Source organism: Ensifer adhaerens (assembly GCF_002940685.1).
Classification (GTDB): Bacteria; Pseudomonadota; Alphaproteobacteria; order Rhizobiales; family Rhizobiaceae; genus Ensifer; species Ensifer adhaerens_E.
The window spans coordinates 16,891-28,872 of sequence record NZ_PNFP01000025.1; the positions used below are offsets into that span (position 1 = coordinate 16,891).

At 60.3% G+C, this 11,982-nt stretch carries 12 protein-coding genes; 5 read left to right on the forward strand and 7 right to left on the reverse strand.

Features of this window, described 5'->3' with window-relative positions:
* Window positions 1–272 precede the first annotated feature (272 nt).
* Window positions 273–1,214 (forward strand): ArdC family protein, encoded by a 942-nt coding sequence (locus C1A35_RS32510; protein ID WP_104668367.1) that lies wholly within the window; start codon window positions 273–275, stop codon window positions 1,212–1,214.
* 110 nt (window positions 1,215–1,324) lie between these two features.
* On the opposite strand, the gene C1A35_RS32515 is transcribed toward C1A35_RS32510, so the two are convergent.
* From C1A35_RS32515 to C1A35_RS32530, 4 genes are all read right to left on the reverse strand, one after another.
* Window positions 1,325–1,582 carry a WGR domain-containing protein gene (locus tag C1A35_RS32515; RefSeq protein WP_104668368.1) on the reverse strand — a complete coding sequence of 86 codons (258 nt, stop codon included), beginning with the start codon at window positions 1,580–1,582 and terminating at the stop codon, window positions 1,325–1,327.
* A 152-nt stretch (window positions 1,583–1,734) separates the two neighbouring features.
* A complete protein-coding gene (locus C1A35_RS32520) occupies window positions 1,735–2,235 on the reverse strand; it encodes a ProQ/FINO family protein (protein ID WP_234823097.1) in 501 nt (166 codons plus the stop codon).
* A 101-nt stretch (window positions 2,236–2,336) separates the two neighbouring features.
* The gene (locus C1A35_RS32525) at window positions 2,337–3,914 is read right to left on the reverse strand and encodes a type IV secretory system conjugative DNA transfer family protein (RefSeq protein WP_104668369.1); all 1,578 of its coding nucleotides are present in this window, start codon (window positions 3,912–3,914) and stop codon (window positions 2,337–2,339) included.
* A complete protein-coding gene (locus C1A35_RS32530) occupies window positions 3,911–4,201 on the reverse strand; it encodes a mobilization protein (protein WP_104668370.1) in 291 nt (96 codons plus the stop codon). Before C1A35_RS32530 ends, C1A35_RS32525 begins: the two co-directional genes overlap by 4 nt.
* A gap of 226 nt (window positions 4,202–4,427) precedes the next feature.
* On the opposite strand from C1A35_RS32530, the gene traA reads away from it, so the two are divergent.
* On the forward strand, window positions 4,428–7,724 hold the full coding sequence (gene traA, locus C1A35_RS32535; RefSeq protein WP_104668371.1) for a Ti-type conjugative transfer relaxase TraA: 3,297 nt from the start codon (window positions 4,428–4,430) through the stop codon (window positions 7,722–7,724).
* A gap of 183 nt (window positions 7,725–7,907) precedes the next feature.
* Here traA and C1A35_RS32540 read toward each other — a convergent pair whose 3' ends face one another.
* From C1A35_RS32540 to C1A35_RS36155, 3 genes are read right to left on the reverse strand one after another with little or no spacing between them, the layout of a single operon-like run.
* Window positions 7,908–8,942 (reverse strand): hypothetical protein, encoded by a 1,035-nt coding sequence (locus tag C1A35_RS32540; RefSeq protein WP_158665224.1) that lies wholly within the window; start codon window positions 8,940–8,942, stop codon window positions 7,908–7,910.
* Between the two features lie 17 nt (window positions 8,943–8,959).
* Window positions 8,960–9,253: a hypothetical protein gene (locus C1A35_RS32545; protein ID WP_104668373.1), complete on the reverse strand. Its 294-nt coding sequence runs from the start codon at window positions 9,251–9,253 to the stop codon at window positions 8,960–8,962.
* A complete protein-coding gene (locus C1A35_RS36155) occupies window positions 9,228–9,431 on the reverse strand; it encodes a hypothetical protein (RefSeq protein ID WP_158665225.1) in 204 nt (67 codons plus the stop codon). The genes C1A35_RS32545 and C1A35_RS36155 overlap by 26 nt, the downstream gene beginning before the upstream one ends.
* Window positions 9,432–9,578: 147 nt before the next feature.
* Here C1A35_RS36155 and C1A35_RS32550 point away from each other — a divergent pair, with 147 nt between their 5' ends.
* The 3 genes from C1A35_RS32550 (at window position 9,579) to copM (ending at window position 11,950) form a co-directional block, all read left to right on the forward strand.
* Window positions 9,579–10,283 (forward strand): ceramidase domain-containing protein, encoded by a 705-nt coding sequence (locus C1A35_RS32550; RefSeq protein WP_104668374.1) that lies wholly within the window; start codon window positions 9,579–9,581, stop codon window positions 10,281–10,283.
* Between the two features lie 92 nt (window positions 10,284–10,375).
* Entirely contained in the window at window positions 10,376–10,735 is a 360-nt protein-coding gene (locus C1A35_RS32555; protein ID WP_104668375.1) for a hypothetical protein, read from the forward strand.
* 798 nt (window positions 10,736–11,533) lie between these two features.
* Window positions 11,534–11,950 carry a CopM family metallochaperone gene (gene copM / locus C1A35_RS32565; protein ID WP_104668377.1) on the forward strand — a complete coding sequence of 139 codons (417 nt, stop codon included), beginning with the start codon at window positions 11,534–11,536 and terminating at the stop codon, window positions 11,948–11,950.
* Window positions 11,951–11,982: the final 32 nt, after the last annotated feature.

The following is an 11,982-nucleotide window of genomic DNA, read 5'->3' on the forward strand; positions in this document are numbered from 1 at the left end:
TTCGCTGGCCCAGTGACCACGCAGGATGCACGGTTGCTTGAGCGGCTCTATAGCCGCGAGTTTTCCTGAAAAAGGGGAGGGGTCGGGGGGCGCTGCCCCCTTCGCCCCTTCAAACACCTGCCGCCCAGCTTCCTCCACTCCACTGACGTTGCGCTCCGTGCAGCCGGTTCCCCGCGCAGGCGCTTTAACCCCAAACCCCCGCTGGTCCGCCCGAGCTCGGAAGCGGGAGCGAAGGGCTCCCGCTTCGCGAGATCAAGGGAAAGGGCAAGGACATGGCCAAGGCGAACGGAACGGCTACTACCAGCAGCAGCAGCGATATCTATGAACGCATCACCCAGCGCATCGTCGAGCAGCTTGAAGCCGGTACGCGGCCGTGGATGCAGCCTTGGGGCGCCGGTGGCACGCCCGTCAGGCCCTTGCGTCACAACGGGATTGCCTATCGCGGCATCAACACGGTGTTGCTCTGGATGACCGCGGCCGAGCGCGGTTATAACTCGAGCTACTGGATGACGTTTCGGCAAGCACAGGAGCTTGGCGCCAATGTGCGCAAGGGCGAGAAATCCACGCTTGTCGTCTATGCCAATGCCATTGAGCGCAAAGAGACTGACGATGAAGGCGAAGAGATCGAGCGCCGCATCCCGTTCATGAAGGGCTATAGTGTTTTCAACGCCGACCAGATCGATGGGCTGCCGTCGCATTTCTACGCAACCCCGACCAAGGCCGCCGGCAGTGAAGACAAGCAGCGCATTGAGACTGCCGATCGTTTCTTTGCCAATCTCGGCGCCGACATTCGCCATGGTGGCAACCGGGCATTTTATCACCCCGCCGGCGACTTCATCCAAATGCCGTTCTTTGAGGCGTTCGTGTCGGCCGAAGCGCACGCAACGACACTCGGGCATGAGTGCATCCATTGGACAATGAAAGGCACCCGGCTTGACCGCAACCTTGGTCGCGAGAAGTGGGGCGATGAGGGTTATGCGAAGGAGGAACTCGTCGCCGAGCTCGGCAGCGTGTTCCTCGCGGCTGACCTCGGTCTCTCGATTGAACCGCGTGAGGATCATGCCGCCTATATCGCCTCCTGGCTGAAGGTTCTGAAGAACGACAAGCGCGCCGTTTTCCAGATGGCGGCCCACGCCGAGCGCGCGGTTGCTTACCTGCACGGATTGCAGCCGAACCAGGATGGTGTCGCGGCAAGCGACCAGGCCGTCGCGTAAAAATACTGCCATCTCCGTCACCTCCAGGAGGATCTCGCGCAGATCGTCCTGGAGGATTGTCGCCCGCGGTCGCCCCGCCGAGCGGGGCGACAAGATCAAGCGGCCTGCATCTATCTCGGCGGGCAGGCCCGCGGCCGATACCCACGCCTCAGCTTTCGCCGGGTAAGATTAAGGAACAGTCGGATAGCGTCGCCTTCTTGCGAGAATTGATGCGCAGCCGAGTGCCCGCGCGCGCCAATGCGTCCCCAACGTCGGGTGAGGCAGATTTCCCCAAACAGGTTGCTGTCGATCTCGATTGAGTAGAACCGCGCCATGTTGCGGGTCGCGTCTGTGCGTTCGACGTAGAGGCGATAGGGTTGAGTGATCATCGCGACAGAATCGCGCCTTCCGGCGAAGCCGTCCAACGACACTTATGAATCGATTGAGCGCCATCGATTCATGTTCGTGATGGATAGGCCCGGGCAGCAATGGCGCGACGTCGCTGGGCCACGCTTGTTGCGGAGGAGAGGGCGCCCTTTGTCTAGCGCTCCGTGTCCTTCCGCTTGAGACGGCCAGCGCGGATCACCGCCGCCTTTGATGTCGGGGAGGGGACCGGCGGTGGCGATTTTCGACTTCGCGATCCATCGCGTTCCTTGAACCCTTCGTACTTCTCCTGTGCATCCAGCCTGTCGGCGTCCGACACTGGGCCGACCGGGGCGCCATTGATGTCATGGCGAAGGGAGCCAGGGCGCGCGACGGCAATCTGATAGGCGCGCGAATGCACATAGGTTGCCATGACTTTACGCAAAGCGGTGACGCTGATGTCCGGTTTGAGCAGAGGGCGGATCTCGTTCCAGAGGCCGAGTGCAAAGGGGCGGATTGGGTCGCCAACCTCAGTTGGAAGGATTGCGATCGGCCGGATGAGAAGGGCATTGATCGCCGCGGTCTTGGCGACCTCGCGTTCCCGCGCCAGGACGTCCGTCGCGTTCTTGCGAAGAGATTTCGTTGCTGCTGATTTCTGACCCATTACCGCCCGGTCCATCAGATGCCGCTGGTCCGTATAGGTCTTCGAGAGCCAGCGCCATCACGCACGTCTCAGTGCATCTATCGCCGACGCTCAGAAACGCAAGCCCAGCGCGCATTCTACTTCGTTTGCGAGAACAACCCGGCAAACTCCTTGTCTTCGAAGTAGCGGATCTTGGAGACGATGGCCGGCGCTTGGCCCTGGCGCAGCAGGATCATCTTAGAGCTCTTAAGCCGCATGATCTCGTCGGCATTGATGAGGTCGCGCGCCGAGATATGTTCGGCGCGGGATGTGCCGCTATTGCTGAAGGAGCGGGTGGTATAGTTGACATCGGTCTTACCGATCGTTCGCGCAATCAATTCCGCGGTCTCAACGTCATTGACACCGAAGACCTGGAGCACGGCCGCGTTCGACAGGAAGGTGCCAGCACGGCGACCATAGGTGGCGCGTAGCTGGTGAATGTCCTGCAAGATCGGCCAGAGCTGCACGCCGTAGCCCGCCATCAAGCCCATCGCGCGTTCTATCGGCGCCAGATGACCGAGGGCGGCAAATTCGTCGAGCAGATAGAGGACCGGATTGGTCGGGGACGTGGCGTCACGCGCCATGTCGGTGAGGCTCTGGCTGATCAAGAGCCGAAGCCATCGCGCATAGGTCGATAGCCGGTCAGGCGGCAGAACTAGGAACACGGTGGTATTCTGCTGCTTCAGGTCTTTGAAGCGAAAATCCGAGCGGCTGAGAACACCGATCATGCGCGGGCTATCGAGGAAATGGGTATGGCGCTGCGCGGCCGAAAGCACGCCGGCGGCCTCACGATCGGATTTGCCGAGGTGACGATTGGCAGTGCGCGCGATCAGCCTGTTCGCCTCGTTCATCTCCTGCATGCGCGCCATCAGCGCCAGGAAGCGCTCCGGCGCCAAGGTCAGATACTCGCGCAATGTTCCTAGGTGTCGACGACCAGGAGACTCTGCAGCAACGATCTTCAAGATCAGGCCGGCAATCAGCGCTTTCGCCTCTTCATTCCAATGTGCTTCGCCACCGGTACCGGGTTCGTCATAGACGAGTGCATCTGCAAGCGTGCTTGCGTCCTCGGCGACATCGAGCCCGTCCGCTTCGATTACATCGAGCGGATTGTATGCCGATGATTTCTGACCGGTGACTTCGAAGGGATCGAGAACATGAACCGGCCCAAATCGCTCGCGCGCGGTGCTCGTGACTTTGGCATTTTCGCCTTTCGGGTCGATGCAAATGATCGAGCGATCTGCCGTCAGCAGATTCGGGATAATGGTCCCGATGCCTTTGCCGGTTCTCGTCGGTGCCATCGTCAAAAGATGCGACGGTCCGTCGTAGCGAAGGAGGCAGCTTGTCGCCGGGTCCCGGCCGATCAGTAGGCCATGACTTGCGGCGGAGAGCTTCTGCAGTTCCCTTTTTTGCGCCCAACGGGCAGAGCCGAACACGGAAGTGAGGGGCGCATCCGTCATAAACGGTGCGAACAAACCTCCGATACCGAACACGAGCGGCAGATACTTGGCGAAGCCTTCGACGAGGTGGCTGATCTGTCCATGCTCGAAGCCGAAGGCCAGATGAATGAGGAAGTTTGCGAGCAGCAACATTGCCGCAAACACCATGCCGAGGAAAGCGCCGACGACAGCCAGGGCGGGCGCCTTGATGATCGATCTGATGAAGCCGGTTGGCGTCATTCCGGGTTTCCGCCGCTGGTCATTTCGGCCTGATCCAGCACATCGTCAAACAGCGCTTTGTCGCCATCGCGCACCAGGAAACCTGGCAACTCCCGGCGCAACCACTCCCGCAGCCGACGGGTAAAATCCGGATCGTTGGAATGCTCCAGCCGGTGCAGCACCAATGCGCCAAGCAGGATCTTGCGCCGTGTGTCCTGGGCGCGTTCCTGTTTTCCGAGCCGAGCCTTGAGCGTCCTTTTGCGCTCCTCCAGCTCGGCGAGGCGCTGGGTGATCGACTTGCGTGCCATGCGGTACTCCTGATGCTTGTGACGGCGTGAGGGTGTCTGCTATTGCGCGTTGCGCGCTGAAGGTATCCGACGATGCGGAATGCACAACCCTGAATTGGCATGGGAACGGTGCATCTTGCATGATCCCGAACGCAGGGAGCGAAGCGAACGAAGTTTTAAGGGCGCACTTACGAGTTGCGATGAAACTCAGTGCTTGGTATGGTTGCGCTACTTTGGAGAGTGTCGCTTGGCCATCTACCATTGCAGCATGAAACCGATCGCTCGAAGCGGCGGCCGCAGTGCGGTTGCCGCCATCGCCTATCGCACCGCGACGAAGATGCTGAACGAGCGGGACGGCATCGTGCATGACTTCACGAAGAAGAAAGGCGTCGAGCATTCCGAGATCGTTCTACCTGACAGCGTCGATGCGGCGTGGGCGATAGATCGTTCGGCGCTCTGGAATGCAGTTGAGAAAGCCGAGAACCGAAAGGATGCGCGGGTCGCCCGCGAATTCGAGGTGGCGCTTCCGCATGAGATGAATGCGAGTGATCGCCTGGCGCTGACGCGCGACTTTGCGCGGGAACTTGCGAACCGCTATGGCGCGGCCGTCGACTTCTCCATGCACCAGCCACAGGGCGAAAGCGACGTCCGTAACTTCCACGCGCATGTGGTGATGACCACTCGGGTGGTCGCTGAAAAAGGGCTTGGAGAGAAGACGCTGATCGAGCGCGAGAACAAGTGGCTTCTCAACAATGATCAGCCGACTTCGCAAATGCAGCTGCGTGAGATCAGAGAGCTCTTCGAACACCACACCAACCGGCATCTGGCGCGGCTTGGCCTGGATGTCCGGGTCGATCATCGCTCACATCTGGAACGTGGTCTGGAGATCGAGCCGACCGAGCATATGGGTGTGCATGCCTCGCAGATGGACCGGCGTGGCTTGGGCGTTTCGCGCGTGCGGTTGGACCAGAAGTCGGCACGCTCGAACGCCGAGTTGATCCGGAGAAAGCCCGAGCAGGTGCTCGCGATCATCACTGGCGAGAAGAGCGTGTTCGATCGTCACGATGTGGCGCGAGCGCTTCACCGTTACGTCGACGACCCGCAAGGGTTCCGCAATGCCTTTGCTGCGGTCATGGCGTCATCGGTACTCGTCGAGTTGAAGCCGGAAACCGAAACTGAGCTTGCACGCTATTCGACGCGTGAGATGGTCGAAATCGAGCACGCAATGGCGGCCGCTGCGGAGCGTATGAGCCAATCGGCAAGACACCCGGTTCAACGCCGGCATGTCGAGCGTGCCTTAAATGTTCAAGACACCTCCGTTCGCGCGAAGGCGTCTTATTCGACATCGATAAAGCCGGAGCAACGCGAGGAGAATAGAGCGGCAGATCGCATAGGCACGATGGCGCATGTCGGGCTCAGCAATGAACAGCGTCTGGCCGTATATCACATCACGGGTTCCAAGCAGATTGCCGCCGTCATGGGGTTTGCCGGCGCCGGCAAGTCAACGATGCTGGCCGCCGCGCGCGACGCCTGGGCCGCTCAAGGTTATCGGGTGCATGGCGCAGCGCTTGCCGGCAAGGCGGCCGAAGGGCTGGAGGAATCTTCTGGGATTACGGCACGCACGCTGGCCTCCTGGGAGTACGGGTGGCAGAACGGCAGGGGCCTGCTTTCAAGCAATGATGTGCTCGTGATTGATGAAGCCGGCATGATTGGAAGCCGGCAGCTTGCACGCTTCGTCAAGCAGGCAGAGATGTCAGGCGCGAAGCTTGTCCTTGTTGGCGATCACGAGCAGCTGCAGGCGATCGGCGCCGGCTCGCCATTCCGCGCGATTGTCGAGCAGGTCGGTGCAGTCGAACTCTCGGAAATTCGCAGGCAAGGTACTGCCTGGCAGCGCGAAGCATCGATCGCCTTTGCCACGCATCGGGCCGGAGAAGGGCTTGCGCTTTATGCTGAGCACGACGCGGTCAAGTTTCGCGAAACTCGCGATGAGGCGAGAGCGGCGCTGGTGCGTGACTACCTGGCGGACAATGATGCACGGCCCTCCGGCTCACGCATCGCGCTTGCCCATCGCCGCGTCGATGTCAGAGCGATCAATGCCGACGTCCGCGCCGGCCTTCAGGAGCGCGGCCTTCTGGCGAAAGGCGTCGAGGAGCATGGCATCCTTGGGCAGGAGGTCGTCTACCGGACGAATGACGGCGATCGCTCATTCGCCCGTGGCGATCGCATCGTGCTTCTCGAGAACAACCGCGATCTCGGCGTGAAGAACGGTATGCTCGGTACCGTGATCGCGGTCGAGCCGGACGCACTACAATTACGTCTCGATGGCGGAGCAGGCGGCAGCAAGAGCGACCGCTCGGTCTCCATACCGGTCGCTAGTTACCAAAGCTTTGATCACGGCTACGCCACTACCATTCACAAGTCGCAGGGGTCGACGGTCGATCGTGCCTTTGTCATGACATCGAGGACTATGGATCGGCATCTTTCCTATGTTGCGATGACGCGACATCGTGATGAGGTTCAGCTTTATGTGGGCCGCGACGAGCTGAAGGATATGAGGACACTGAGCCACAGAATGGGGCGCTCGGGTGCGAAGGAAACGACGCTCGATTACACAGGCGCGTTTGCGGAACGCCGCGGATTGGCAGAGCAGCTTGGGATTGGCAGCGAGATCCAGATCTCGCCTGTTCAGGGTCTCACGCCGCCAGCAAGTTCGTCGAAGACGGCGGGCGACAGAGAGCCGCCGAACTCAGTCGTTGCCGCGCCGCCAGAAAGGCTTGGCAGTGAGCGCCAGGAAGTCGAACCGCTTGTACCGGCAATCAGTTCCTACCCCCGCAGCGTCGACGAGATTGCCCGCGAAAGAGCCAAGCCCAACTTTGACCGCGAAATGGAGTCGGTACGATCGCTCGGGCGACAGGTTTATGTCGATCCGGATGGTGTCGCTACCAAGATCGCTTCGGCCATTGTTGAGAAGGGCATGGATGGAAATGCGCTTGCGAAGTCTGTCGCGGAGCGTCCGGAGCAGTTCGGTGAGTTGCGGGGGCGGGCAGGGATTTTCGCTGAGAACAAGGAGCGCAAGACCGCCCGTCAACTCGGACGTGCATTTGGGAATCACGTTGGCGCCGCCGCTGAGACCTGGGCGCGGCGGCTTGGGGCGGAGCGCGACATCGAGACCTGGCAACGCGAAAAGCGGGACGTCGTCGAAGTTCCAGGACTCACTCCGCGCAGCGAGGGCATCCTGAAGCAGCTCGATCGGCTGCCCCAAGCCCAGAAAGCGCAGTTCGTGGAAAAGCTCGCTCAAAATCCCGAAGGGCGAGAGGCGCTCAAGGAAGCAACGAAGATCGCCTATGCGCTCGAGCAGCGCTTTGGGAGTTCAGACCCACGCTCGTTCAAGAACGAACTCGATCGGCTTGGGTTGGCAGACGCGGCAAAGCTAGAGCGTATCAATGACGTCGCCCGAGTGGTCGATCGGGCACACCGGGCGGAGCTGAGCCGAACTTACGAACTTACCCGAGGTCTGAAGAAGGGGCTGGGTTTGGGGATGTGATTGGTGAAAGGATTGCCGAGCTCAAGCAAGACCACCGGATTCTGCCGCTGGCACCCTTCTTTTTTCAATCTGCAAGCTCGAGTTTTCGCTGCGCGATTATGCCTGCGATCTCCGATTTAAGAGCTTCGTCCTCATACGACGAGATCAATGCGGCCATTTGAGATATGTTCACGCCGGCGTTCGTCAAAATTTCGGAAGCGAAAGAAGGTCGCTTGTTTGTCCCGAACCGATTTTGCACGAAGGTGAGTTGATTGTCCGAGCGGCCAAGTGCGAGACCTTGAGATCGATCATCATGCGGTAGCAGGCGTCGACGTAGGCCATCCTGCGTTGGGCAGCGTCGCGGCTCGACTCGGTTACGGTTGCGGCTGCTCCGGGAAGATTCCTTCGGTCCGAAGGGTTTCCGGAAAGTGGCCGAATGCGACCTAGGCGGTTCAGCTCGCCGATCTGCCAGTTCGACAACGTGATCCCATCGTTCGTGACGATCTGCTGAAGCTTCGCCACCGCGGGGAATGCCGCCACGGGCTGGATCCAGGAGACGAACCGGAAGGTGCCAAACCGGGTCTTCTCCGGGTTGAGAAGCATGTAGGTCTCACCCGGACGCATCTTGATGCCCTGCATGTGAAACCCGTAGCCGGGATCCACCGGGATCTCGAGGTCATGGAAAGTCTTGATGGGCTGCAGGTAGCGCCCGTCGCCGTCGTTGTAGGACATGGACTCCGTGTGATTAGGCCGCAGGGGCGAAAGAAGTTCTGTTGTGGGGACGACCGTGAAGGCTCGCCTCGGGGCGGTGACTTCAGTGGACTGGGAAAAAGGAACGCGGAGGTCGATGCCGATCCGGCCAGCCATCGCGAGCTGCATGATTGCGGTGAAGACGGGATTGATCTCGCCGACGACCTTCCACTCCTCGTCGTCGGCCGACCGGCCGAAAACCGCGTTTCGTTTGATCGCTCTCATGGCTGCGCCGATGGTCGTCGGTAGTGCGAGCCGCCGAATCTCCTGCGCGATCTCCGTGACCCAGGAAGGCTGGCATGCCAGCCTTTTGTGCATCCACATCGTCCGCAGGTTTCCGATCAACGGCTTGATGTGCAGCGTCCGCTCGTCGAGCAGGGTGTAGTGCGCTCCAAGTCCTGCGAAATGATTCTGCATTGCCTGCGTTCGCTGGCCGACCCATCCGAAGTGGCGTTGGACATTGACGGGCATCACGTCGACAACGACCACCGAGCCGTCGCGACGTCTCACGGCGAGATCTGGAACATGTTCGCTCCATCTCCCCGATGGCGTGCGATATCCCACCGCAACGGGAAATTCCGCGACCGCCGTGTTGAATGATTGGTGTCGATGTGGATCATGGCGTCTGCCATCAGAGGCTCGCGCGTCCGCACGACACCCCGGACGGACTTTGCCGTTGGATGCCAGCCGGGAAGGGTCGTGTAGCGCGACCCCGGCTTGATCTCCTTCTTTGGTTCGTTGGCCGGTCCGAAGACTTCGTTCCAGTAGGCCTGATTATTTACTCTCGCCTGCAGTTCCATCGGGCGTGCTCCTTGTGGCGACATGATAGTGGTGCGGGACGTCGCCCGCCGTGCAGACGCGCGGAAACGGTCCGAGGAGCGAAAGCCTCCTCATCAGGCCCTCGCTGACGCCGAGCGTCGCCAGGTCCTGTTCCGACAGGGGATGGGCATGCGGTGGGATTTGCGGTTCGGTACTCATGACAAAGCCTCTCCGTTCACGCTCCGCAGGGGGGAAGCGCGTTCGTCAAACCATCGGTGAGTGTTGTGTCCGTCCAGGCGGGACTGCCGTCAGGCACGGACGCGAAGGTGGACCAGTTCCGATCGCGAATCAAGGTTTGGCCGAGAAATGACAAACGGCGCAAAGTCAAATGAATTCAAAGGATTCTCTGGGATTGTTCGTGCTCTCCCGGCGGGAGTCCTTCGCGGCGGAGCTGGTGAAGCGGCTCGTAAAGCAACGTCAGAGTATCGGCGCGCGGAGCCGTTCAACGCGCTCACCAACCTTGGCTTCCTCATGGCCGCGGCCGCCATATTCGTAAGCCAGCGCCGAGCGGGACGAACGGACAAGCAGCTCCTTGTCCTTGCACTACTGACGGCATCGGTCGGCATCGGCTCGTTCCTGTTCCACACGCTGGCCAACCGATGGTCGCTCGCGGACATCGTGCCCATAGCGGTGGTCATATACTCGTTCTTCTTCGTGGCGTTGACGCGGCTTCTGCGCCTTAGTGCCACCGTCGCCGGACTTCTGACTGCGACGCTGCTGGTGCTTTCGCCCGTGCTCGAGACTGTCGCGAAGCCTTTGCTCGGAGGTTCGGCGACTTATGCTCCGGGATTGATCGCCACTTTCGGCGTGGCGGTCGCGGTACCGCTTACAGGTCGGGGTTCGATGCCGCGGCTGCTGGTGGCGGCAGGCACGATCTTCTCCGCTGCGTTGGTCTTCCGGATCCTCGATGCGCCACTCTGCGGATCCTGGAGCGTAGGCACGCACTTCATCTGGCATCTGCTGAACGCCGTCGCTCTTGGACTCGCGCGCGGGCACACCGGGCGCAGGTGAACACGAAGCGCGCTGCGCCCCTCGCATTCACTCCTCCTGAATCCGGTCCTCGTGGTATAGTCCATGCATCCCAGAAACCACGGGAGGGGTGAATGCCTACTTTTGTTTCAGCCCTTGTAAGCGGCCTTGCGTTGGCAACGGCTGCCGCCGCTACCGAGCCTTTTCACACAGCGAGCTTCCCCGACCACACCATCGTCAGCCTGAGCCTCGTCGGGAACCAGACGGCGGCAAGCATCGAGTATGACTACGACGTCTACATTTCGCTTTCGACCGTGAGCACCGACGGGTACGGGTCCTACAGCGATCCAAGCAGGCACAAGGCGTCGGTTCGCTGCCATGCTCCCGAAGCGGTCGCGGTGAGAGGTATCAGCTATCCCATTCCAACGTCGATTGGGGGCGCCGACTGGAAGGACGATCTCTGGCGGGCTGTATGCATCGTTCCGGTGTCGTAGGAGCCCTTTCCGAGGGGCGCTCGCACGTTTCATTGATCGATCAAGCGTTCGCGGCAAAGCTCTCCAACGGCTCGTGCACTCAACTGCGCTGTACCCCGACGAAAACCCTGACTTTCTACTGAAAGTTTAATGTCTAATATTCACCGAACGCCGTGAGAACGCGGCGTGTATGAAAGACGATTTCTAACCCATTCGGAATAGCGAACATTCTGACCGGTCTTCTCAGGAGATGATCGCGTGTCGGTTGAGCGCCAAGAGAAGCAGGCTCCAGCGCTCACTAGAACGATCAGAGAACGGGTCATTCCACGAAACTAGGGTCGAAACCCGACAGATTTAATGGCCTCGGGTAGGTGCGCGCCAGAGACAACCCGTCGCCGAACTGCCCGTTCCGGCGCGGAACTTTTGATCGGCAGCCGGATTGTAGGCTCAAAGGGAACTCGCCCATGCCTCCGTTCCGAATTCTCCAGCTAATACTGATCGGTGCACTCTGCCTTGGATTTCTCAGTCTGCACGGCACACTGGGCGCCACCGTGTATGTCGATCCCCATTGCCCCTTCGTCATTGAGCCCGACCATCACGCTTCCGGCATAGCCTCGCCGCCAGTCTGCTGCACAAAGTCTCAGTGCTGTGCCGTTCTCGTGACTTGCGCGCGTACGCCGACGATGCACTCCCCGCATCTTCGTAGCGCGCATGCGGTGCAGGCGAAGGCTTTCCTGCTCGTCCGGGTGCTTTATCCTCCGCCCAAGACCAGCACTCTCCCGATTTGAAACGAACGTCCTTCCAAACATGGAGAGTACAATGAACAGCATTCTCAAGCTTTTGGTCGCCGGGGCGGCCATCCTTCTCGTAACGACAGCAACGGCATCGGCTCAGATGGCGATGCCCGACGGTTGCAAGTCGGAAGCCTTGATGAGTGGCGACATGAAGATGCCAAGCGACATGCATATGGGCGAAATGGCCGACCATCAAAAAGCGATGATGGAGTCGATGCAGAAGATGCACCCGGCCATGATGCAGGGAATGATGGCCAAGGACCCGGATGTCGCGTTCGTCTGCGGCATGATCGGCCATCACATGGGTGCGATCAGCATGTCAGAGGTCGAGCTGAAATTCGGCGATGACGAGCAGGCCAAGACCATGGCCAAGAACATCATCGACGCCCAGAAGAAGGAAATCGAAGAGATGACCAAATGGGTCAACGAGCACGCCAAGTGATCCCTCGGCAGCTCGATGACCTCGTTCGGTGG

Bases quoted from the DNA above. Each gene is read 5' to 3' on its own strand.
- C1A35_RS32530 (WP_104668370.1), bottom strand. From the start codon at position 4,201: ATGGCACGCAAGTCGATCACCCAGCGCCTCGCCGAGCTGGAGGAGCGC.
- C1A35_RS32555 (WP_104668375.1), top strand. From the start codon at position 10,376: ATGCCTACTTTTGTTTCAGCCCTTGTAAGCGGCCTTGCGTTGGCAACG.
- C1A35_RS32520 (WP_234823097.1), bottom strand. From the start codon at position 2,235: ATGGACCGGGCGGTAATGGGTCAGAAATCAGCAGCAACGAAATCTCTT.
- C1A35_RS32525 (WP_104668369.1), bottom strand. From the start codon at position 3,914: ATGACGCCAACCGGCTTCATCAGATCGATCATCAAGGCGCCCGCCCTG.
- C1A35_RS36155 (WP_158665225.1), bottom strand. From the start codon at position 9,431: ATGAGTACCGAACCGCAAATCCCACCGCATGCCCATCCCCTGTCGGAA.
- C1A35_RS32510 (WP_104668367.1), top strand. From the start codon at position 273: ATGGCCAAGGCGAACGGAACGGCTACTACCAGCAGCAGCAGCGATATC.
- C1A35_RS32515 (WP_104668368.1), bottom strand. From the start codon at position 1,582: ATGATCACTCAACCCTATCGCCTCTACGTCGAACGCACAGACGCGACC.
- C1A35_RS32545 (WP_104668373.1), bottom strand. From the start codon at position 9,253: ATGGAACTGCAGGCGAGAGTAAATAATCAGGCCTACTGGAACGAAGTC.
- copM (WP_104668377.1), top strand. From the start codon at position 11,534: ATGAACAGCATTCTCAAGCTTTTGGTCGCCGGGGCGGCCATCCTTCTC.
- C1A35_RS32550 (WP_104668374.1), top strand. From the start codon at position 9,579: ATGACAAACGGCGCAAAGTCAAATGAATTCAAAGGATTCTCTGGGATT.